Source organism: Saprospiraceae bacterium (assembly GCA_016716185.1).
In the GTDB taxonomy this organism is placed as follows: Bacteria; Bacteroidota; Bacteroidia; order Chitinophagales; family Saprospiraceae; genus Vicinibacter.
Map to the genome: position 1 here is coordinate 2858454 of JADJWV010000002.1, position 21177 is coordinate 2879630.

At 40.1% G+C, this 21177-nt stretch carries 23 protein-coding genes; 11 read left to right on the forward strand and 12 right to left on the reverse strand.

All coding sequences use genetic code 11. The features are described 5' to 3' along the window. The first annotated feature begins 61 nt into the window (after nt 1-61). The 4 genes from IPM34_12870 to IPM34_12885 all read left to right on the forward strand — a co-directional run bounded on the left by IPM34_12870 (nt 62) and on the right by IPM34_12885 (nt 3118). A complete protein-coding gene (locus IPM34_12870; protein ID MBK8956428.1) occupies nt 62-484 on the forward strand; it encodes a RidA family protein in 423 nt (140 codons plus the stop codon). Continuing rightward, on the forward strand, nt 481-1599 hold the full coding sequence (locus IPM34_12875; GenBank protein MBK8956429.1) for a hypothetical protein: 1119 nt from the start codon (nt 481-483) through the stop codon (nt 1597-1599). The genes IPM34_12870 and IPM34_12875 overlap by 4 nt, the downstream gene beginning before the upstream one ends. Then, nucleotides 1586-2581: an amidohydrolase gene (locus tag IPM34_12880; protein MBK8956430.1), complete on the forward strand. Its 996-nt coding sequence runs from the start codon at nt 1586-1588 to the stop codon at nt 2579-2581. Before IPM34_12875 ends, IPM34_12880 begins: the two co-directional genes overlap by 14 nt. A gap of 120 nt (nt 2582-2701) precedes the next feature. Next, a complete protein-coding gene (locus IPM34_12885) occupies nt 2702-3118 on the forward strand; it encodes a hypothetical protein (protein MBK8956431.1) in 417 nt (138 codons plus the stop codon). Between the two features lie 242 nt (nt 3119-3360). On the opposite strand, the gene IPM34_12890 is transcribed toward IPM34_12885, so the two are convergent. Continuing rightward, nucleotides 3361-4311 carry a hypothetical protein gene (locus tag IPM34_12890; GenBank protein ID MBK8956432.1) on the reverse strand — a complete coding sequence of 317 codons (951 nt, stop codon included), beginning with the start codon at nt 4309-4311 and terminating at the stop codon, nt 3361-3363. 76 nt (nt 4312-4387) lie between these two features. On the opposite strand from IPM34_12890, the gene IPM34_12895 reads away from it, so the two are divergent. From IPM34_12895 to IPM34_12905, 3 genes are all read left to right on the forward strand, one after another. Continuing rightward, a complete protein-coding gene (locus IPM34_12895) occupies nt 4388-5203 on the forward strand; it encodes a helix-turn-helix transcriptional regulator (GenBank protein ID MBK8956433.1) in 816 nt (271 codons plus the stop codon). 66 nt (nt 5204-5269) lie between these two features. Next, on the forward strand, nt 5270-6247 hold the full coding sequence (locus IPM34_12900; protein ID MBK8956434.1) for a PD40 domain-containing protein: 978 nt from the start codon (nt 5270-5272) through the stop codon (nt 6245-6247). 56 nt (nt 6248-6303) lie between these two features. Then, nucleotides 6304-6771 carry a GNAT family N-acetyltransferase gene (locus IPM34_12905; protein ID MBK8956435.1) on the forward strand — a complete coding sequence of 156 codons (468 nt, stop codon included), beginning with the start codon at nt 6304-6306 and terminating at the stop codon, nt 6769-6771. Here IPM34_12905 and IPM34_12910 read toward each other — a convergent pair. After that, nucleotides 6740-8131, reverse strand: a complete 1392-nt coding sequence (locus tag IPM34_12910) for a phosphoglucomutase/phosphomannomutase family protein (GenBank protein MBK8956436.1) — start codon at nt 8129-8131, stop codon at nt 6740-6742. The two genes, IPM34_12905 and IPM34_12910, sit on opposite strands and share 32 nt — an antisense overlap. A gap of 93 nt (nt 8132-8224) precedes the next feature. On the opposite strand from IPM34_12910, the gene IPM34_12915 reads away from it, so the two are divergent. Continuing rightward, a complete protein-coding gene (locus IPM34_12915; GenBank protein ID MBK8956437.1) occupies nt 8225-8872 on the forward strand; it encodes a protein-L-isoaspartate(D-aspartate) O-methyltransferase in 648 nt (215 codons plus the stop codon). 463 nt (nt 8873-9335) lie between these two features. On the opposite strand, the gene IPM34_12920 is transcribed toward IPM34_12915, so the two are convergent. Further along, the gene (locus IPM34_12920; protein ID MBK8956438.1) at nt 9336-9938 is read right to left on the reverse strand and encodes a hypothetical protein; all 603 of its coding nucleotides are present in this window, start codon (nt 9936-9938) and stop codon (nt 9336-9338) included. 254 nt (nt 9939-10192) lie between these two features. Next, nucleotides 10193-11185: an NTP transferase domain-containing protein gene (locus IPM34_12925; GenBank protein ID MBK8956439.1), complete on the reverse strand. Its 993-nt coding sequence runs from the start codon at nt 11183-11185 to the stop codon at nt 10193-10195. A gap of 251 nt (nt 11186-11436) precedes the next feature. On the opposite strand from IPM34_12925, the gene IPM34_12930 reads away from it, so the two are divergent. Further along, complete coding sequence (locus tag IPM34_12930; protein MBK8956440.1) at nt 11437-11685, forward strand: hypothetical protein; 249 nt, start codon at nt 11437-11439, stop codon at nt 11683-11685. A 241-nt stretch (nt 11686-11926) separates the two neighbouring features. On the opposite strand, the gene atpG is transcribed toward IPM34_12930, so the two are convergent. The 6 genes from atpG to atpB form a co-directional block, all read right to left on the reverse strand. Then, nucleotides 11927-12823, reverse strand: a complete 897-nt coding sequence (gene atpG / locus IPM34_12935) for an ATP synthase F1 subunit gamma (protein MBK8956441.1) — start codon at nt 12821-12823, stop codon at nt 11927-11929. A 32-nt stretch (nt 12824-12855) separates the two neighbouring features. Then, a complete protein-coding gene (locus IPM34_12940) occupies nt 12856-14448 on the reverse strand; it encodes a F0F1 ATP synthase subunit alpha (protein MBK8956442.1) in 1593 nt (530 codons plus the stop codon). Nucleotides 14449-14680: 232 nt separating this feature from the next. Next, nucleotides 14681-15250 carry an ATP synthase F1 subunit delta gene (atpH, locus tag IPM34_12945; GenBank protein ID MBK8956443.1) on the reverse strand — a complete coding sequence of 190 codons (570 nt, stop codon included), beginning with the start codon at nt 15248-15250 and terminating at the stop codon, nt 14681-14683. A 23-nt stretch (nt 15251-15273) separates the two neighbouring features. Beyond that, nucleotides 15274-15789: a F0F1 ATP synthase subunit B gene (atpF, locus tag IPM34_12950; protein MBK8956444.1), complete on the reverse strand. Its 516-nt coding sequence runs from the start codon at nt 15787-15789 to the stop codon at nt 15274-15276. 85 nt (nt 15790-15874) lie between these two features. Continuing rightward, nucleotides 15875-16081, reverse strand: coding sequence for an ATP synthase F0 subunit C (gene atpE / locus IPM34_12955; GenBank protein MBK8956445.1), 207 nt, complete (start codon nt 16079-16081; stop codon nt 15875-15877). Between the two features lie 49 nt (nt 16082-16130). After that, nucleotides 16131-17462 (reverse strand): F0F1 ATP synthase subunit A, encoded by a 1332-nt coding sequence (gene atpB, locus IPM34_12960; protein ID MBK8956446.1) that lies wholly within the window; start codon nt 17460-17462, stop codon nt 16131-16133. A 259-nt stretch (nt 17463-17721) separates the two neighbouring features. On the opposite strand from atpB, the gene IPM34_12965 reads away from it, so the two are divergent. Both IPM34_12965 and IPM34_12970 read left to right on the forward strand, forming a co-directional pair. Next, nucleotides 17722-17994 (forward strand): DUF2188 domain-containing protein, encoded by a 273-nt coding sequence (locus tag IPM34_12965; protein ID MBK8956447.1) that lies wholly within the window; start codon nt 17722-17724, stop codon nt 17992-17994. Nucleotides 17995-18016: 22 nt separating this feature from the next. Next, nucleotides 18017-18637 (forward strand): hypothetical protein, encoded by a 621-nt coding sequence (locus IPM34_12970; GenBank protein ID MBK8956448.1) that lies wholly within the window; start codon nt 18017-18019, stop codon nt 18635-18637. Between the two features lie 184 nt (nt 18638-18821). On the opposite strand, the gene IPM34_12975 is transcribed toward IPM34_12970, so the two are convergent. Both IPM34_12975 and IPM34_12980 read right to left on the reverse strand, forming a co-directional pair. Further along, the gene (locus IPM34_12975; GenBank protein MBK8956449.1) at nt 18822-19343 is read right to left on the reverse strand and encodes an energy transducer TonB; all 522 of its coding nucleotides are present in this window, start codon (nt 19341-19343) and stop codon (nt 18822-18824) included. 124 nt (nt 19344-19467) lie between these two features. After that, nucleotides 19468-20985 carry a serine hydrolase gene (locus IPM34_12980; protein ID MBK8956450.1) on the reverse strand — a complete coding sequence of 506 codons (1518 nt, stop codon included), beginning with the start codon at nt 20983-20985 and terminating at the stop codon, nt 19468-19470. Between the last annotated feature and the right edge of the window lie 192 nt (nt 20986-21177).

Here is a 21177-nt window from a genome sequence, read left to right on the forward strand (position 1 = left end):
CAACGTTTTTAAAGATTCAATGCGACTCAACTAAAAGCGTGTAATTCCTTATCTTTACAACATGTTAGAAAACAAATCGTCGAAAGTTGTCGAGGGAAAAGCAACACCCCGCGGAAAATTTCCCCACCTTAAAAGAGCCGGAGATTTTCTGTTCATTTCCGGTACCAGCAGTAGACGTTCCGACAATAGTTTTGAAGGGGTTGAAGTTGATGAAATGGGTGCTACGCAGCTCGATATCAGACTACAAACCAAAGCGGTAATTGAAAACATCCGCGACATACTCCATTCGGCCGGAGCAGATCTTTCAGATCTGGTCGAAATCACTACCTTTCTCGTTTCTATGAATGATTTTAAGGGATATAATGAAGTTTACAACAGCTACTTCAGTTATGACGGCCCCACCAGAACTACCGTGGCTGTTCACCAACTGCCCCATCCTCATTTATTAATTGAAATCAAAGCCATCGCATACAAGCCCATATGAGCCAGGATAAAAAATATACTTCCATTCACTACAGCAGTTATCTGGGACTTGATAAAGTTCTCGACGCACAACATCCCCGCAGCGCCCAACTAGGTAAAGAGGCCCATGAAGAAATGCTGTTTATTATCATCCATCAAGTGTATGAACTTTGGTTCAAGCAAATACTTCACGAAGTCAATTCCGTGATGAAGATGTTTGCTTCGGAAAGTGTTGATGAAAAAAATATTGACGTTGCGGTCTCCAGACTGGAACGCGTCAACGAAATTCTAAAACTCCTGATCCAGCAAATAAAGGTTCTCGAAACCATGACTCCTCTTGATTTTTTAGATTTCAGGGGATATTTATTTCCAGCATCGGGATTTCAGAGTTTTCAATTCCGCAAACTCGAAGTCATGCTTGGATTGAAAATGGAAAAACGGATTAGTTATACACCTTATGCTTATTACCGGGAGTTCAGCGCAGATCAACAGCTGGAAATTCAGGAACTTGAATCAGCAACAAGTATGTTTGATCTCATCGAGGCCTGGTTGGAAAGGACTCCTTTTTTGCAAATGGATGAATTCGATTTCAAAAACAAATACATGCAGGCGGTAAGTAATATGCTTAAACGCGAAAGAGATGCCATCCAATCCAGCGAATATTTGTCAGAGCATGAAAAAGCCATGAGATTAAAAATGAATGGAGATACCGATAACTATTTTGCCAATATTTTTAATCCCGATTTTCATGCACAGCAGATTGCCGAAGGCAAAATGCGCATATCCTTTAAAGCCTCGATGGCTGCACTGCTCATCCATTTATACGGAAGTGAACCTTTATTGCAATTACCTTGCAGATTGCTGAATACCATTACTGAAATGGATGAATTGCTGACCAATTGGAGATACCGGCATGCCCAGATGGTCATGCGCATGTTGGGACGCAAATCAGGTACCGGTGGTTCATCGGGACACGAATATCTTATGGATACCGTTAAAAAACATCAAATCTTTATTGATTTTCATAACATATCCACACTTTTGATCCCCCGATCAGAATTACCTGAATTGCCTCATTCGATGAAAAAAATGTTGGGTTTTTATTTTAACCAGCACAGCTCAGATGAAAAAAATTGACATCCACACGCACATCATCCCCGAAAACCTCCCACCCTGGGCCGAAAAATTTGGCTATGGTGGGTTTGTAAATCTGGAACACCATAATTCCTGCTCAGCCAGGATGTTGATCGATGGAAAATTTTTCAGAGAAATTGGAAAGAATTGCTGGGATGCTTCCACACGTTTGAACGAATGCGAACAACATGGGATTCAAATTCAGGTATTAAGCACCATTCCAGTATTATTTTCATATTGGGCACAAGCAAAAGACGGTCTCGATATATCCAGATTTCTCAATGACCACATAGCTCATATCGTACAAACTTATCCGGACCGGTTTATCGGGCTGGGTACTTTGCCCTTACAGGATCCTCAGCTCGCCATTGGAGAAATGGAACGATGCATGGATACTCTTGGCCTTGCTGGATTTGAAATAGGATCACACATCAATCAATGGAATCTGGATGCCAGAGAGCTTTTTGAGTTTTATGAAGCTGCTGAAAATTTAGGTGCAGCCTTGTTTGTACATCCATGGGACATGATGGGAAAAGAAAGAATGAACAAATACTGGTTGCCCTGGCTGGTGGGTATGCCCGCTGAAACATCTTTAGCTATATGCAGTATGATCTTTGGAGGTGTTTTTGAAAAGTTTCCAAACCTACGGGTTGCTTTTGCTCATGGTGGAGGTTCTTTTCCGGGAACGTATGGAAGAATTAAACACGGTTTCAAAGTAAGGCCTGATCTTGTCGCGATTGATAATGCCAATCATCCCGATTTATATTTAGGTAAATTTTGGGTTGATTCGCTGGTACACGATATCGACATGTTGGATAAACTGATCTCACTTTTTGGTATTGATAAAGTTGCCCTGGGCAGTGATTATCCTTTTCCATTGGGTGAATTGGAACCCGGAAAAATGATCGAACATTCTGCATACGATGAAGATGAAAAGAGTTGGTTGAATTACAGGTCAGCTGAGTCCTGGTTGGGAATACTCTGAGTTTCATTATTTTGACAGTAAGATTTCAACCGGAAATTTTTAATAAACATTAATCCAAGGCCTATATACTTTTAAAATAACTACTTCAAAAATATTTACTCAATCACCCAACACATTATTATGAACAGACGTATTTATTTTTTATTGGCTTCTCTTTTTTTAATAGCAGCTTTAATTGTTTACAAAATTTACAACAAGGAGCATGCAGATCTGACAGCAACCAAAGCAGATTTTAAGTTAGGCGCTACAGAACTCTTACAGGAGTTTGAAACCAATGAAGAATCAGCTCAAACAAAATATCTCAATAAAATTATTGCTGTCAGTGGCCAGATAAAGGAAATTCAACAGGTCGAATCGAAAACTATATGGATACTCGAAACGGAGAATCCCTTAAGCAGTATTCAGTGCGAAATGGATCCACGATTTCTCGAAAAATCTAAAAATGCAGGTGTTGTAGGGAACAAAGTCACTCTTCAGGGTCTGTGTTCGGGTAAATTAATGGATGTCGTGATGAACCAGGTAGTCGTCGTCGAATAAAGGAATTTTTCCTTATTTCCCGCACCTGCCCGACTGATATTTTGTTTTAAAATAATGGAAAATTTATTCGGTCAGGCGGGGATTACGCTGATTTACGCAGAAATTTAATTTGGAATATAATTTTAACATGATATGCCGTATTTATTTCAAGTGAATCTTTGAACTCTCGATGAAGACAGGCACTTATTGAAGTAAAAAACTGAATATTGTTGGAGTTATAAATATTAATTGCTTCTTTTTATTCACTTTTTTAGATCACTTGTTTTCGGGGTTTTTAAAGGAGGACTCCGTTGAATATATTGAGCTCTGGAGTTGTACAAGTTGATCATGATGCGTTTCCACTGGCATGGAGTCAATGCATTCTGATTGGCATTGTATCCCATCATGTTGTTGCTGTTTGCAAGCCAGTTGTTACATTGGCCGTTGTTGGGTCCTCCACAATCATTGTAGCAGGGACCGCTATAGCATTCTTTTGCCGGATCAAGATCAACTCCGGCACATTCGTTTTCACAGGTAAAAGAATGGCAAAGACCGAATATATGCCCTACTTCATGGTTTAATAAAGATGCAAACGACCACCAACCAAATTTGCCCTGATATTTTGCATTGTAAAAGGCCCCATACATGATCAGGGAATTACAAAAATTCAATCCACATGCGCTTCCATTTAACATTCGTTTTCCATCATCCTGAATCACAATATTCAGAACCCGATCCCCATACGGAAACTGAGCAGGAGCCCATTTGTCCCAGAACCAAATGCCACCAAAGCTATCATTCGGATTCCCTTTGTCCGTATAGATGTTGTAATTATAATGTGCATCACCCTTCATACTTTGTAGTGAAATCGGACTATCGTTAAGAGAATCCAATGCCCAGTTCGCATGGTTGATTAACAATTCAGCCCAATATCTCCCATGTAGTATCTGATTTTCTAAAACCGGAGCTCTTGAAAATGTTCCGAATTCAGGGTGATTTACAAAGTGAATATTGACATCAATAAGGTAATGGGGCACGTTTGCTGTGTCCAAAATTTGAATCGCATGCATAATTTCAACAGAATCCAGTGGATCGTAAATAGATTCTGAAGAACCTGATCCACCACTGAGGAATTTCTGTCCACAAGAGAAAAAAAACAGCAGAATATGAAAAACATATAGTCTCAATTTACCATGGGTCTCCAACAACGACATGCAAAAATATTGTACAAGCAAAGTTAGATGAAGTTAAATTTTAAAGAAGCAAAAATCATCAACTATATTTGTGATCATGATTTTGGAAATTCACATTCCTTCCTATCCCTTGTGCTTGTTCATTGATAATTTTCTTTATTACAAAGACTATCAACCGGATCATCAGTTGGACCGTTTTTTTCCTGACGGCAATGTATATCTGGTCATCGATCTTACTTCAACACCAAAACACATCCATGACAATGATCATTTTGGAGTTCTTCAAACCTGCAAAGGAACATGGTTTTCAGGCTTGAGAGATCAATCCATAACCATTCCTTCAGGAAAGGAACAAGAAATGATCGTGGTCAACTTTCAAAAAGGAAAATCATACCCATTTGTTGAAGCACCACTATCCCAGTTTACCAATATAACAGTGGAAGGAGAATTGGCTTTTGGAAAAAAAGTAATCGAAGTCAGGGAAAAAGTGCTCGAATGCAAAACTGTAACACAAATGTTTCAACAGCTTGAAAAATACTTTCTACCGTTTATCTCCAATTTAACGCCAAACCCTTTTATTGATTACGCCATCCAAACCCTGACTTGCGCTCCGGAACCTCTAACCATAGAAAAATTGACACACAAAATCGGCTATTCACACCGTCATTTTATTAAAATGTTTTCAGAACACGTAGGATTGAATCCCAAGCAATTTGCAAAAATCATACGTTTTCAAAAAACGATTGCATCAGCGCAATCCAACCCAAATTTAGAATGGTCAACAATTGCTTTATCTTCAGGATACTACGATTTAGCACATTTCCACCATGAATTCAAGATGTTTTCAGGTTTTACACCCAATCAATTCAGGAGCCTGAAAAGCGATTTTATGAATTACGTTGCAGTCAACTGAGGTAAATTTTTTACAATTGGATTTCTGGATTCCTTATTTCCTTTGCAATTAAAATTATTTCTTTACATGAACTTCAGGCTTCTTCTCCAAACACGGGTACCTATACTTATTTTATGTTTATGGATTCACGAAGGCTGGTCTCAGGACAAGTCTTCTAAGTCCCCAGAAAACCCATATTATATTGTTTACAACATCCGCAACCTGGATACTGTAAATGACGATTGGGAAATAATGAGGGTAAACATGGATGGAACAAACCAAAAAAACCTCACCCATAACAAGGATGTTGCCTGGACCTATTATGGTTACAAAGACAAAATATTTTTCATCAGCGACAGAGACAGTGCATACAGGAATTTTTATCTATACCAAATGGATCCGGATGGAAAAAATATACGGAAAATCAGTGATCTGAGATTAGAAGATAGCTGGATGTCCAGCAGAAAAAAAGGAAGCGAAATGGTTGTTAGCGGTCGAATTGGCAAAGAGATCAGGTTCCAGCTATTTTTAATTGATATTCAAACAGGAACTTACAAACAGTTGACCAATGATACCGGAGCATACTTCAGAGATCCCTGCTTTTCAAAGGATGGTAAAAAAATCGTTTTTAGTCATAAAAAGAACAAAAGAGACAGGAATGAAACAGAAGAACTTTTCATGATGAATGCAGACGGAAGTGGTTTAATGCAACTTACCCACTATCCGAAAGACAATATTTCATATAAGGATTATGGTTATAAAGCAGGTGCTGCCCGATGGCACCCCACTGAAAATTTTATAAGCTATATATCCAGGCAAGATGGAAGACATGGGATCTATGCAGTTACTCCTGATGGTAAAAAACAATGGAAACTCTACCCATCTGAAAATGCAGCTGGATGGCATGATTGGAGTCCGGATGGAAAATGGCTGGCCTTCAACAGTTCTGATCCTGAGGAAAATCAGTTTGAAATTCAGCTGATGAGCTGGAAAACCAAAGAGCTCAAACAACTAACCAACAGTGAATTCAAAATACAAATGGCACCCATATTTGTCAAAAAATAATTTCAAATCCTGTTCTGTTAAATTTACATGATGCCATTGCTGCTTAACTTCGCAGCATGATTCAGCTTCGCATCAAACACTACAAAGAACTCACTTTAGAGGAATTGTATTCCTGGCTGCAACTAAGACTGGAGGTATTCGTCGTAGAACAAAATTGCCCGTATCAGGATTTGGATGAAAAAGATATCCATTGCTATCACGCTCTGGCTTATGAAGGGGATCAACTCGTTGCGGGAAGCAGAATAGTCCCACCGGGTATATCTTATCCGGTTTACAGTTCCATTGGAAGAGTAGTCAGCCGAAAAGATCATCGCGGAACCGGTGCCGGTAAACTCATCATGAAACAAAGTCTTGCGAGCTGTGAAAGTTTGTATCCAAACACACCGATTAAGATTTCAGCACAATCGTATCTCCTTGCATTTTACGAATCCTTCGGATTTGAAAAAACGGGTGATGAATATCTCGAAGACGACATCCCCCATCATGCGATGATCAGACCTGCAGGACTTGCTTTGCCTGATTGAGCAACCGGAGAACCTCGGTTTTATTTTCAGCCTGAGCGTAAATGCGCAGCACGGGTTCTGTCCCCGATGTGCGGATGAGCAACCATCGATCATTTATAAAATGGTATTTGTGTCCATCCAGGTTTTCGTAATTTAGGACTTGTTGATCTCCCCATGTGGCAATACCTGCATCCATTAAAGATTTTACTTCTCTGATTTTTTCATCGGTGAGTGAAAGGTCCCACCGGTCGTATTGAAAAGGACCCACAATTTTGTAAACCTCTTCAATGAGTTCGTTCAGGTTTTTACCGGTTTCGGCCATGTATTGGAGGAGTGTCAGTGCAATCCAGATCCCGTCGCGTTCCGGGATATGTCCCTTGATTGCAAGTCCACCGGATTCTTCGCCCCCCACCAGAACATCCATGGTCGTCATGTATTCAGCGATGTATTTGAATCCGATTTTGGTAGTGTGATATTCGAGTCCAAAATGATCGGCCAGTTTTTTGAGTTTATTGGTTACAGAAAAACTCACCACGACAGCCCCAGACTGTTTTTTATAAACCACCATGTAGTACAATAAAAGCAGGAGGATGTGGTGAGAATCGACCATATTTCCGGAAGAATCCAGGAAAGCGACCCTGTCAGCATCACCATCATTGGCGACCCCAATATATTTTCCGGGATGATGGGCCAGATGTTTCATGATTTCCTGAAGATTGCGTTCGATGGGTTCCGGAGGCAGATGATCAAAACCAGGATTATAGGAACAATGGAAAGCCAACATGTCTGGAAAAAGTTGTTTCATTACATTTTGACCGGCTCCATACATGGCATCGTATGCCAAACTAACACTTGTTCGAATTTGATCCAATTTAAAATGATGCTGTACATGGCGGATGTATTCACTTTCCAGGTCTACGTATTCAATCCATCCCTTGGCCAGGCTTTCCTGAAAACTAAATGGTTCCGAAGGGACGTGATCTGGCATCAAATTTTCGATTTCGGCTATGGCTGCAGGAAGCAACGGGCCACCCAGCGCTGATTTCAATTTATAGCCATTGTATGAAGGAGGGTTGTGGCTGGCTGTGACGACGATACCCAGATCAGCCTGGTGTGTGAGAACTCCAAGAGAGACCATTGGGGTGCTTACATATCCTTTTGAAACGAGACATTGAATGCCTCCTTTGGCCAGCGTAGCCGCGATTTCTTCGAGAAACATTTGTCCGCCAAAACGACAATCGTGACCAATAACGACCCGGTTGTAACGGTGCTGCTTCAACCAGGACAACGTGGCGGCTGCCACGCGCTTGACATTATCTACGGTAAAATCTTTGGCAATAATTGCCCTCCAGCCGTCGGTACCAAATTTGATGGTGTACATGGTTTCAATTAAAAACGCAAAGATTCGGGAAAAAGCCTAGAATTCAAATAAAAAAACATATTAAAAAAATATTATATATATTTGTCAGTGCGGATGTTACTGGATACTTACAGACACAAAGGATTAAGGGCTCAACTGGTGGAAGAGATCCGAAAAAAAGGAATTTCTGATGAGCGGGTCTTGGCAGCCATGAATAAGGTGCCCCGGCATTTGTATCTCGACAATGCTTTTGAAGAATGGGCCTATAAGGATAATGCTTTTCCAATAGATTGCGAACAAACCATTTCTCAACCCTATACAGTTGCCTTCCAGACCAGTTTATTAAATGTGGAACCCAAGCACAAAGTCCTGGAAATTGGTTTGGGAAGTGGGTATCAGGCCAGTATTTTGTTTGAATTGGGAGCGAAAGTATACTCGATCGAACGACACAAACCACTGTTTTTTAAAACAACCAAGTTGTTGAATCAATTGGGATACAAAGGTATAAGAACCTTTTACGGAGACGGATTTAAAGGACTGCCTTTATTTGCACCTTTTGATAGAATATTGGTAACTGCTGCTGCGCCTTTGGTTCCCAAAGAGCTCATCAATCAGCTCAAGACTGGAGGATGTTTGATCATTCCGGTCACCAAGGGAGATCTCCAACAAATGCTAAGGATCACCAAAATCTCAGACCAGGAAACCAAAGAAGAAAGATTTGGAGATTTCCGGTTTGTACCCATGCTCGAGGGCACAGAATAACTGCGAATAAAATACAAAAGGCCTCCGGCTGTAAAAGAAAAAGGTAAGGTGAGAAGCGAATAGCTTTTTGGCCCTTTCGACTTTTAGACTTTTAGGCTTTTAGGCTTTTAGGCTTTTAGACTTTTAGACTTTTAGACTTTTAGACTTTTAGACTTTTAGACTTTTATACCTTTAGACTTTTAGACTTTTAGACTTTTAGACTTTTAGACTTTTAGACTTTTAGAAATTAACTGTTGATTTTGGATACTTGTTTAAAAATCATTAAAAATATTTTTTAACTAATAAATGTTAGTTTTAAAACAAGTTCATCTTAAAGTCCACTCAAAGTCGTCATCAAAAATAAAGAAATTAGTTTATACCAATAAAGCCAGATTTCCATCTTCTCTTGACTTATTTGGCAGTCTCATGCATGAGCTTTGCGCTTTTGGCTTCAAGCTCAATACAATATTAAAAGTACAAGAAATCAATACTTCCGATGCAAATTCCACCATTGATTGTCTATGCTCCTGAATGCCACGACCCCGATATTGGGTTTAAAATAAAAGAAAATGCTATCCCGGTTGGCATATTCGTAAACATCAGTATACACCGAATCATTTATTTGAATCAACGGCTTCAACACATACCTGTTTTGCTTGGCAATCAGGCTGTCGCTAAATCGGGAACTGTGTCCCCGATCAGACGCCACAAAAGATATGGTCGCAACGGCACCACTCACACTTGGATTGGTGCGATGTATAGTAAGTTTTAGTTCGTCATACAATACCGGATCTTCCGGAGTGGATGTCCTGGCGAGTCCGTCTTCAACAATCCCGATATTACCAATCAGCCTGAATTTTCTTGCCGTATCCAGATCGTAGTAGTTGATCGTCAAATGTTCGGACAAGTAATACTTGTCTGCACGCATTTCGTCTTCGAGGCATATATTTTCAACAATGGTGTGGGAGCTGTCTCTGATGAGACTTAAGGGATCATACAGCACGGCTGTATCGTTTGCACCGCTATTAATGAATTCGAGGAAACGGATATTGTTGTAAGGTAAAAATGTGTGAGATTGGGCTTCCAAACTCAGATTCCCTAATATCTCATCCGGTGGACAATCGTCATTTTCTGAACAGGAAATAAAAAATCCTGTAATCAGTATAGAGCTGACTAAAGTACCAAAATTTTTAAATAAAAAGGTTTAGAAAACATGTAATTATATTCCGATTAATGTTGAGGGCAAAAGTACATATTTAACATCGAGTACATCGGAATTTTGAACCACGAAGATTCAGTCTCTGTCAGTTTAGGGCTTGTCTGAATAACTGAGATGAACTTCTAAATCATGTCGATTTCGGTGTTGTCTCCAATATTAAAACTTTGAACCCGGCCTTTAATGACAGCATCGTTTCCAATGATCGAATGCTGCAATACAACGTCTTCGAGGCTGGTAAAATTGCCTATAATACCATCTTTAAGGATGGAATTTGTGATCTGGCTGTTGTCTCCAATCGATACATTTGGGCCAATAATTGAATGGGTGATCTGGCAGTTGTTTCCAATACTTACCGGGGGAATAAAAATATTGTTTTCATGATTATATGCCAACTGTCTTTGAGGTTTTCGAGCGAGCATGATGGCGTTGGTCGATAACAGAATTTCCTTTTTGCCGCAATCAAACCAGTTGCGGACTTCCATGATTTCAAACTTGCTCTTGTATTCAATCATGCACATCAATCCGTCTGTCAAATGAAACTCTCCTTTGGTTTTCCGTCCCGATTGGATATTGCTTTCCAGACAAGACAGTAGTTTTTGCCATTCCTTGATATGATACAATCCTACTATAGCAAGGTTGGATCTGGGAAACTGAGGTTTTTCTACGAGTCTCTCAACCAATCCCTTTTCGTTGAGCTCGACGACACCGAAGTTGCGGGGATCGTCTACTTTCCTTACCGCCAAAGTATTGACTTTTGAATTCTGGAGCACGTTCATATCGATGTCCAAAATGGTATCCCCTAATTGAATGAGGACTTCTTCCTCATTTTTAAGAATGTCTTTGCAAAGGAATATAGCATGACCCAAACCTTCCCGTTCATTTTGGGAGACATAATGCCTGGTTATATTCCTGTAATTTTCATCGAGATATTCCCTTATTTTTTCCCCCAGGTAACCCAAAATGAAAACATATTCCCGGATTCCCGCTTCGATCAACTGATCCAGAATATAGGCAATAATAGGCTTCCCTGCCACAGGGATAAGTGGCTTGGGCTGGGTATAGGTAAGCGGCCTGAGCTTGGTACCCGCTCCGGCAACCGGAATAATAGCCTTCATTTGTAACTTAAAATGCAAAAATTAAGCCGAATTCGTTTTTTCCGGTTATTTATTTAAATTTCAGTGTGTTAAATCATTATTATACACACAATTATATATTTTTTTTTATTTATGATATATTTTGTAGGCTTCATCTGCCTCATAATTGCTTCCTTATGAAAAACCTTATCTGATTCCTTTCATCTTTACTCCTCATTGGATCGATATCAAATGGTCAAATTATCCAATGGTCGTCCGAACAAATCATTCAAATGCAAGGATCGGGAAATAACATCCGACCACGTTTGATTTCCTTAAGCCAGGGAAAAGGTATTTTGATCTGGGGGAATGAACATACTCAAAGCATCCAATATTCAATGTGGAATAATGATCAACTTGGCAGGAAACTGACTACCGGAAAACCCACGAATGAAATTCAACTTGAAAATGTTAAACCGGGAATTTACTTCCTGAATTCTGTTTATCGACCATTTGGATCCATTAAACTTCTGCTTTATTGAGCTAAGGGAAGAACTAAATTGGTTTTTGGATTCTATTAAAATACCAGCATACTGAGTAAAATTGCTCAATGTATTGAGTAAAATTTAGTAAATTGTTATAAAGGTCTCATTTTCAAATACTTAAAATATAATTTCAAGTAGCTAAAATATTTTATAGACATCTACTTAGAGCGTTTTAAATACAGGCATCCACTGGAGGAATTCGTTCAAATAAAGCATCGGAATGTATTGATTCATCAAATTACCCCGCCAGCGCTGCAGCCCCGCCCACAATTTCAGACAATTCTTTGGTGATGGTTTCCTGGCGAGCTTTGTTGTAATTGATTCTTAATTCACCCAGCATGTCTTCTGCATTTTCGGTGGCTTTATCCATTGCTGTCATACGCGCACCATGTTCGGAAGCCTGTGTGTCCAGAACACATTTAAAAAGTTGCGTCTGTAAAATAGAAGGGATCAATTCTTCCAGTAATTGCTGCTGATTGGGTTCGAAGATATAGTCGGCCTTCATTTTGGATGATTCCGAATTATCGCTCAAAATTTTATGGACTGGCAAATATTGCTCGCGTTCGGGAAATTGCGTTCCTGCATTTTTAAATCGTCCGTAATAGATTTCAATTTGATCGTACTGGCCGCTTGAAAACTCTGACATCAGTTGATCTGCCAGGCTTGCAATGCTGTTGTAATCCAGATGGCTGTACAACGGGATGTGTTTATCTATGAGTTGCGCTTTTGGCAACCTTCTCTTAAAGTAATCGAAGCCTTTTTTACCAATAAAAAGCATACTTAAATTACCTTCTTCATAGGCTTTCGTGTAATGATCCTTCACGTACCCCGCTGCAGTCTTCAGAATGTTGGAATTGAATCCACCACACAATCCGCGATCGGAAGTAATAATGACCAACAGAGGTTTTTTCATCTCAGTCGCTTTTCCAAAAGACAATCCCTGTCCGGCATCACCTCCGGACATAATGTGGCTCAGGGTAATATTGAGTCGGTTGGAATAAGGACGCATTTGTTGGATAGCCTGTTGAGCCCTCCGAAGTTTTGCAGCGGAAACCATTTTCATGGCTTTGGTGATCTGCTGCGTTGAAATCACTGATTTGATCCGGTTTCTTACTTCTTTTAAATTTGCTGCCATGTCCTTAGATTGCTTGTACGAAGCTCAATTGATTATGCTTTCACGCGGTATTGTGAAGAAAGATCGTTTGCAACTTCGCGTAAGGTTTTCAAATCGTCATCCTGTAAATTTCCCTTTCTGAAATTTTCCAATACGCCTGGATGTTTTTGATCCAAGGTGGTTAGAAATACATTCTCAAAATCTTTCACTTTTTCGACAGGCACATCTTTCAACAAATTGGAAGTACCCAGATAAATGATGGCTACTTGTTTCTCTACCGAAACCGGGCTGTATTGCGGTTGTTTCAGAATCTCCACATTTCGTTTTCCTTTGTCCAACACGGCTTTGGTGGCCGCATCCAGATCCGATCCGAACTTTGAAAACGCTTCCAGTTCCCGGTATTGCGCCTGATCGAGTTTCAATGTTCCGGAAACTTTCTTCATGGATTTGATCTGAGCATTTCCACCCACACGGGAAACGGAAATACCTACGTTGATGGCAGGACGAATACCCGCGTTGAATAGGGTGGATTCCAAAAAGATCTGTCCGTCGGTAATGGAAATCACGTTCGTTGGAATATATGCAGACACGTCTCCCGCCTGTGTTTCAATAATCGGCAAGGCAGTCAAAGAACCCCCTCCTTTAACAATACCTGCCTTTTTCAATGAATCAGGAAGGTCGTTCATATTTCTTGCGATCTCGTCGTTGTTCAAAATTTTTGCGGCGCGTTCCAACAATCTGCTGTGCAAATAAAATACGTCCCCTGGATACGCTTCGCGACCCGGAGGTCTGCGCAACAGCAGGGATACTTCGCGATAAGCAACCGCTTGTTTAGAAAGATCATCGTAAATCACCAATGCCGGACGACCGGTATCGCGGAAAAATTCTCCGATGGCTGCACCTGCAAATGGAGCGTAAAACTGCAGCGGTGCGGGGTCTGAAGCGGAAGCAGAAACAATTACGGTATAAGGCATGGCTCCATATTCTTCCAGCGTTCTGGCCACTTTGGCCACGGTAGATGATTTCTGACCGGATGCAACATAGATACAATACACGGGTTCTCCGCGATCGTAAAATTCCTTTTGATTGATGATGGTATCGAGTGCAATGGCTGTTTTTCCAGTTTGGCGGTCGCCAATGATCAATTCTCTCTGGCCTCTACCAATTGGAATCATGGAGTCAATAGGTTTGATACCCGTTTGCAAAGGTTCGTTTACAGGTTGCCTGAAAATAACTCCTGGTGCTTTGCGCTCGATGGGCATTTCATAACGCGTGCCGGCTATCGGGCCTTTACCATCGATAGGCACTCCCAGAGGATTCACAACGCGACCAAGCATTCCTTCTCCAACTTCGATAGAAGCAATTTTTCCGGTCCGTCTTACTTTGGAACCTTCTTTGATTCCATCCCAGGAACCCATCAATACCACACCGACATTATCCAATTCAAGATTCAGTACGATGGCCTGCACTCCGGTTTCAAATTCAACAAGTTCTCCTGCCTGTGCATTGGTCAATCCATACACCCGGGCGATTCCATCACCCACCTGGAGTACGGTTCCTACTTCTTCGAGACTCGCTGCGCTGCTCGTTCCGGAAATTTGTTGTTTCAGTATTGCTGAAATTTCTTCGGGTCTTATTGATACCATGATGATATAGTTGTTAGATGTTAGTTGTTAGTTTAAAGGCTGATTCTTAAGGCTTAAGGTTAAAGGTTAAATTCGTCTAGCTTTAAAAAATCAGACTTCACTTTATAATTTATTAAGTTGTAAAATCACTTTTAAAATTCCTTTTATAATTTTATGTTCATAAAACATCATTCGCTTTTCGCTTTTCGCTTTTCGCTTTTCGCCTTCAGCCTTAAGCCTTCAGCCTTCTTCCCTACCTCCTCTCCACCAAGCTGACATAGCTCGTGTCGTAGAGATTCTCCTTCAATTCCCCGAGCTGTCTTTTGATACTTGCATCGTAATTTCTGTCTCCCATTTCGAGAATAAATCCACCGATGATAGATGGATCTACTTTTTGAGAGAGTTCCATGCTTTCTCCCGGATTTAACCAGAAGCTGAATTTGTTTTTGATTGCATTTAATTCAGAATCGTTCCACTCTTTTGCAGTAATGACTCTCGCTGTTTTGATTTTCTTTATTTCTTTAAATTGTTCGATAAATGCATGACAAATCGGAGTCAGTAAACTCTCCCTGCCTTTAGAAATCAACAATTGGATAAACTGCATCGTTAGTTTTTGAATTTTTCCTTCAAACAATGCAGATACGACGCCTTGCTTTTTATCGGAGTGCACAATCGGACTGTTCAACATAGCACTGAACTCAACATTTTTACAAACCGATACGATTCCAAGCATGTCTTCATAGACGGAGTCCAGAACTTTTTGTTCTGAGGACAGATCAATCAGTGATTTAGCGTAACGATGTGCAATTTGAAGTTGTGACATATTCTTATTATTGCTGATAAAGTTTAATTCATTTTTACTTCATCCATGAGTTTATTTACATAGTCAATCTGTGCGGGTTGATCCGCCAATTGTTTGCGGATGACTTTTTCAGCTATTTGCAAAGCCATAACACCGATTTCATTTTTAACATCTACCATAGCCGCCATTTTTGCATTTTCGATGTCGAGTTTCGCTTGTTGCAATAATCTCTGAGCTTCTTCTTTGGCTTTTTCCCGTGCTTCGGCGACCAATAGATTTGCAGATTCTTTTGCGTCTTTGATGATGACCATCTTTTCTTCCTTGGCCTCTGCGAGAACCCTTTCATTTTCAGCTTTAAGCTGAGACATCTCATACCTGGCCTGCTTAGCAGCATCAAGTGCATTTCTGATGTCTTCCTGACGATCTTTTAGTGCTTTAACAATGGGTTTGAATGCCATTTTTCCGACTAAAAACCAGAACAAACAGAAAAAGACCGTGGACCAAAACAACAAGCCGAAATCGGGTTTCAACGGAGAAAAGTCCAACAAGAAAATGTTTATAAAATCGAGCATCATATCTTCTTTAATTAAAAATAAAAAAACGAAGGTTCCTTAGCCAACCGCCAGGTGACCTTCGTAAAAATTTTTACGCTACGAGGTAAGAGAACAGGATCGCAATCAAAGCAGCACCTTCTACAAGGGCAGCCGTAAGGATCATGTTGGCACGGATATCTCCCAATGCCTCGGGTTGACGAGCGATAGACTCCAGAGCCTTACCACCGATGCTTCCCACGCCGATTCCGGCGCCGATAGCAGCCAAACCCATACCAATAGCAGCAATTGAACCTCCCATAATTATTGTTTTATATATGAATAAAAAGTTTTCAAATGAGTTCTTTCCTTTAATGATGATCGTGTTCGGCATGAGCATGTTCTTCTGTAGCTGCACCAATATAAGAAGCGGTGAGCAGCGTAAACACAAAAGCCTGAATCAAAGCCACCAGCAATTCTATAGACATCATGAATACCGTTAGCAATCCGGAACCAATGGAGGCTCCTAATCCTGCGCCCATGTTTTCGCCTGAACTTCCAAAAATGAAAATCAAACTGATGAAAATCAGAATGGCCATGTGACCTGCGGTGATATTCGCAAAAAGACGAAGCATTAAGGTCAATGGTTTGATAAATACTCCTAATATTTCAACCGGCGTCAATATGGTTTTCACCCATGCCGGAATGCCGGGCATCCAGAATATATGTTGCCAGTAATGTTTATTTCCGTTGAAGTTCACTACAAAAAAAGCAATCAGTGCAAGTACCATGGTCACCGATAAATTTCCGGTGACATTGGATCCTCCTAAAAATGGAATTTGTCCGAAAAGATTTAATCCCAGTACAAAAAAGAAAATAGCCAGTAGCATGGGAAGAAAACGCTCCCATTTCGGACCTAAAAAAGGTTTGGCCACTTCGTCCTGGATAAAGAGAATCAGAGGCTCAAAAAACAATTGAGAACCGGATGGTGCAGTTCCAGGATTCCGCTTATAACGATTTGCCATGCTGATAAAAACCCAACCCAAAAGGAGGACTACCAGCAGCATACTGAATACATTTTTTGTAATCGAAAAATCGTAAAAAGAAGTAATCCCTCCTCCAAATAATCCGCCATCTGCGGTACTTGGCTTCTCGAGTTTATATTCCTGTTGGTTGACGGTTACAAAATCAAAATCTTTTTGTTTTCCATCGATTGTCTCTGTTTTTGAATGGATCGATTGCACTTCAAATATGCCATTTGGAAAATCCCCGGCAATTCTATTGATTCTTCCGTGATTGAGCACATATCCATCGATGACCTTTTTGCCATTACCATGGTGGGCATTGTCGATTTCGAATTTTCCCGATGAGAAAAAAGACCAGCCTTTGGCAGGCGCATAGAGTATACAGGGTAAAGGCAGATTCCAGGGGCCTATGCTGTAAACATTCAAATCCGAAATGTGGTGAAAAGCAGTCCCTTTCGGATCAAAACTGTGCCCTTCATGCTCTTCATGCCCATGATCTGCAGCAGGATTCACAGCAGTAGTATTGGCTGGTATTTCCTGCGAATGGCTATGTCCGGGAGCATTGTGGTCGTGTCCCTCATGTGAATGATCATGCCCTTCGTGTTGAGCCAGATATTCCGAAATATTATTGGCCTCATTGTCAGAAACTTGTCCAATAATTCTACCGGAACTTATCATCAGGATTAAAAACCAAAGAATAATCTGCTTCATAGGCATTTCGGCACCAGGCTTTAAAAAATCGCTGCAAAGGTAAGTGCTGGATGGGAGATTACGTAAGCGCCTTTTCAAAAAATTGCCTAACAAAAGCTTAATGGCGGACTGTTTTTTGAGGTCAATAAACTAATCCCGGCATTCAATAAATGGTCACACCCAGCTGATCGTTCCAAGAGGTTCTCGTCAGGGAATTGTACTAAATTTGTCACTAATTTCAGTGAAAATGAACGCAAATTTTATTAAAGCGGAGGATAGGACCAAACTTAACAGATGGCTAAGAGCATCCGCTAAATTAAATCAGCATAGGATTTTTGTATTTCCCATCAACGATTATTGGGGAATTAAATTTGAAGGTTCCAAAAGGTTATACAGAAAATATAGAGATAAATCCGAGGCCATCAAGGAGGCTAAAAAGCAAGCAACCAAAAGACACTCAAGGAAAATTATTGTCCAAAATGATCTAGGGCTTATTACATCAGAAATTTCAGCCAATTGATAAGCGTTCATCATAGTAAACAATGGCCTACGACACCAACATATTTATAAATTGTCCTTTTGATAAAAAATACGAGCGAATATTAAAAGCCTTATTATTTACTTGTAAAGTCTCCGGATTAGAACCGCAATTATCAAACAGAAGTGATTCCGGTTCAGTTAGAATAAACACTATTATTACGAAAATAAAACTCAGCAAGTACAGCATACATGACTTATCAAGAATGCAAACTATTAGAAAATTTGATTTTGTCAGATTTAATATGCCCTTTGAATTAGGTCTGGATTTAGGTGTGAAGGCCACAGGAAATAGGCCTTTTAAGGATAAAAAGTGTTTGATAATAGATATTGAAAAATATCGATATCAGAAAGCATTAAGCGATTTAAGTGGAAATGATATTTCCAGTTATGGAAAAAAGAATCAAATACAGAATGCAATTAAAATTTTGAGAGACTGGTTTACTATTATATTAAATCCGATTCAAAAACCAGCCCATCAAATATTTCAAGAATATTTTGAATTTCTTGCTGAACTGCAAACCCGATTAATGAATTTAAATTATTCTAAAAGGGACATTGAAAATCTAACCCACGAAGAGTTTTGTCATTATGTAAAAGAATGGTTAAACGAAAGAAAAGTTTAATATTAATCCCAATCTCTGCATTAGAATTGAAAATTTACTATATATTGTTGATCATCAATATATAATTTCCAATATATTGCAATAGAAAGGTGATTTACAAAAACCCTAAACAAAGCTTATTGCTTGTTGCTTTAAGCTAAGAAACTGGATTCTATTGCATGAATTGGGTTAATTCATTTTAATATTACTTCATCAACCTGAACTTCACCGGCAGGGTCACTTGCACCGGTACTGCTTTTCCATCCTGATAGCCAGGCGTATATTTGGGTAATAGATTGATAAATCGCAGAACCTCTTCATCGCAGCCACCACCTATACCTCGTTCAACCCGGATATTAGTCAGGCTTCCATCTGTACGGACCACATATTTGGCATAAACGACGCCCTGAATCCGTTGCTTTTTCGCTTCAGGCGGATACGTTATATGGTTGAACAACAAGTCAATAAGTCTTTTTTTGGAGCATTCTTCCGGATCGCCATCCACCTCACAACCCGAAAATACCGGCATTTTTTCAACCCGTTTGTATAGTGTTGTTTTGATCAGTCTGAAATCGTCCTTATGGTTTTCCGAATTGAAGTACCTGAAGGTATCTATATGATCGCCAATGATCTCAGGTCTGATGACAGACGCCAGACTTTGCCCGGTAAGTGGAATTACCAGAATGCAAAATGACATCCATATGAGAAAATAGCGAATAGAATTCACAGCTTGAGTTTATGAATAATGGCGGGAAGAATACCCAGATCATGGGTGACACAAATTTAAAGAAATAATTCTTTTTGCAATAAAAAATTAACCCTGATTTTTAAAATCTGTCAATGTCTGATTATCAACGCTTTGTAAAATTATAAACCTCAAAGTCCACAAAATCAGCGCAACGAATGTCGACCGATTTGACTTTTTTCCTTTTCAAAGTGAAGGGGACTACTTTAATACCAAGAGTCGGGTTGCTGTAAGTGCACAAAAATCTATCCTGTCCCATGTGTTCCAATATGGCAAATTGGTCAGGATGATGCTCAAAATAGGCATGAAGTCGATTATTTTCAAGCCTGATTTCCAACTTTCCATAGACTTCATTTTTGTACATGCCTGTATATGATTTTAATGGAAGGCTTGCAGGCCTTTGCGCCAGGACGGAGTCGGTTACCGCGTTTAACAACTTTTCATCTTCTTCCTGAGCTTTTATACTTCTCTGCAAATACGAATTATTATAGTTCCTGTAAGGCAAATTCAGGTAGGCATCCATGATTTCGTATTTCAAAGCCTGGAAAAATCCGTTGTGATCACTGTTGGTCAACACGATGATTCCAAGTTGTTCTTTTGGGATCAGCGTAACTGAGGTTACGAAGCCATCTGCACCTCCGGTATGCGACACCACTTTTCTGCCTTCATAGTCATTGAGATTCCAGCCGAGTCCGTATAAAGAGAAATTGCCCAGGTTGAATCGATGCCGGAATGGGCCTACTATGGTAATGGCTTCCATACTTCTTTGGATGGCCGCAGATGGGATAATTACCTTTCCATCGAACTTCCCGTTATTCAATATCATTTGTACCCATTGGCTCCATTCGGAAATTGAGCTACAGATGCTTGCAGCGGGCGCCAGGTTATCGATATTTGGAATTTTCAGACTTATGAGTTTGCCTTTATACCAGGTATGGGGCTGACAATAATTGTTAGTCTTTGTAAAATCTCTGGTGAGGGGTTTGGTATCCGTAAATCCCATGGCATCAAAATAGTTTTTCTGGATATAATCTTCCCAACTCAGTCCGCTGGCCAATCGTATAATTTCGCCTGCAACGGTATAACCTGCATTGCAATATCCGTATTTATCGCGGAAAGCGTAATGCGGCTGAATGTTGGCCATTTTTTTAATGACTTCCGTTCTACTGGTTGTCGTGGACCAATGCGCGAAGTCACCTTGAAAAGTTTCGAATCCAATTCTATGGGTTACGATATCTTTTATAGTGACAAGCTTTGTTGCTTCCGGATCGTGCAGTTTAAAATCCGGCAACCACTTGCTGACTTTGTCATCCAGCGATAATTTTTTTTCCTGTTCCAGTTTGGCGAGGGTCATCCCCGTCACCGCTTTTGAATTGGAAGCGATCATAAACAAGGTATGCTCATCGACAGCGACACCTGTATTGATGTCACGCACTCCGTAGCCCTTTGCCCAAATGACTTTGCCGTCTTTTACAATACCCACCGCACATCCGGGCAGGTTCCAATCTTTTAAAGCACGCTGAACATAGATATCCAGACTATCGCTTATAAATGCAGGTGTGCTTGTCTGGGTGTAAGCGGTTATTGTAATCAGACAGCAGATCGATAACAGTATATTTTTCATAGGGAGCGAAGATAAAAAAAGCCTTTGTTGAAATCAAAATACTTTAAGCAAAAAGCGGAAAGCGAAAAGCTTAAATCCAAATTCTCATATTAACAATGCTAACTTTTCGCATAAATTGAACTTACTTTTGTTAGTTAAATTCAAAATTGCTCCGCCATTAGCGTTTGTTTTTAGCTACTAATTCCAAGCAAA

Excerpts from the sequence above, each read along its gene's own strand:
- IPM34_12885 (MBK8956431.1), top strand. The coding sequence starts at position 2,702 with ATGAACAGACGTATTTATTTTTTATTGGCTTCTCTTTTTTTAATAGCA.
- IPM34_12930 (MBK8956440.1), top strand. The coding sequence starts at position 11,437 with ATGCAAGGATCGGGAAATAACATCCGACCACGTTTGATTTCCTTAAGC.
- IPM34_12895 (MBK8956433.1), top strand. The coding sequence starts at position 4,388 with ATGATTTTGGAAATTCACATTCCTTCCTATCCCTTGTGCTTGTTCATT.
- atpH (MBK8956443.1), bottom strand. The coding sequence starts at position 15,250 with ATGTCACAACTTCAAATTGCACATCGTTACGCTAAATCACTGATTGAT.
- IPM34_12910 (MBK8956436.1), bottom strand. The coding sequence starts at position 8,131 with ATGTACACCATCAAATTTGGTACCGACGGCTGGAGGGCAATTATTGCC.
- atpG (MBK8956441.1), bottom strand. The coding sequence starts at position 12,823 with ATGGCAGCAAATTTAAAAGAAGTAAGAAACCGGATCAAATCAGTGATT.
- IPM34_12870 (MBK8956428.1), top strand. The coding sequence starts at position 62 with ATGTTAGAAAACAAATCGTCGAAAGTTGTCGAGGGAAAAGCAACACCC.
- IPM34_12925 (MBK8956439.1), bottom strand. The coding sequence starts at position 11,185 with ATGAAGGCTATTATTCCGGTTGCCGGAGCGGGTACCAAGCTCAGGCCG.
- IPM34_12970 (MBK8956448.1), top strand. The coding sequence starts at position 18,017 with ATGGCCTACGACACCAACATATTTATAAATTGTCCTTTTGATAAAAAA.
- atpB (MBK8956446.1), bottom strand. The coding sequence starts at position 17,462 with ATGATAAGTTCCGGTAGAATTATTGGACAAGTTTCTGACAATGAGGCC.
- IPM34_12940 (MBK8956442.1), bottom strand. The coding sequence starts at position 14,448 with ATGGTATCAATAAGACCCGAAGAAATTTCAGCAATACTGAAACAACAA.
- atpE (MBK8956445.1), bottom strand. The coding sequence starts at position 16,081 with ATGGGAGGTTCAATTGCTGCTATTGGTATGGGTTTGGCTGCTATCGGC.
- IPM34_12880 (MBK8956430.1), top strand. The coding sequence starts at position 1,586 with ATGAAAAAAATTGACATCCACACGCACATCATCCCCGAAAACCTCCCA.
- IPM34_12875 (MBK8956429.1), top strand. The coding sequence starts at position 481 with ATGAGCCAGGATAAAAAATATACTTCCATTCACTACAGCAGTTATCTG.
- IPM34_12900 (MBK8956434.1), top strand. The coding sequence starts at position 5,270 with ATGAACTTCAGGCTTCTTCTCCAAACACGGGTACCTATACTTATTTTA.
- IPM34_12965 (MBK8956447.1), top strand. The coding sequence starts at position 17,722 with ATGAACGCAAATTTTATTAAAGCGGAGGATAGGACCAAACTTAACAGA.
- IPM34_12890 (MBK8956432.1), bottom strand. The coding sequence starts at position 4,311 with ATGTCGTTGTTGGAGACCCATGGTAAATTGAGACTATATGTTTTTCAT.
- IPM34_12915 (MBK8956437.1), top strand. The coding sequence starts at position 8,225 with ATGTTACTGGATACTTACAGACACAAAGGATTAAGGGCTCAACTGGTG.
- IPM34_12905 (MBK8956435.1), top strand. The coding sequence starts at position 6,304 with ATGATTCAGCTTCGCATCAAACACTACAAAGAACTCACTTTAGAGGAA.
- IPM34_12980 (MBK8956450.1), bottom strand. The coding sequence starts at position 20,985 with ATGAAAAATATACTGTTATCGATCTGCTGTCTGATTACAATAACCGCT.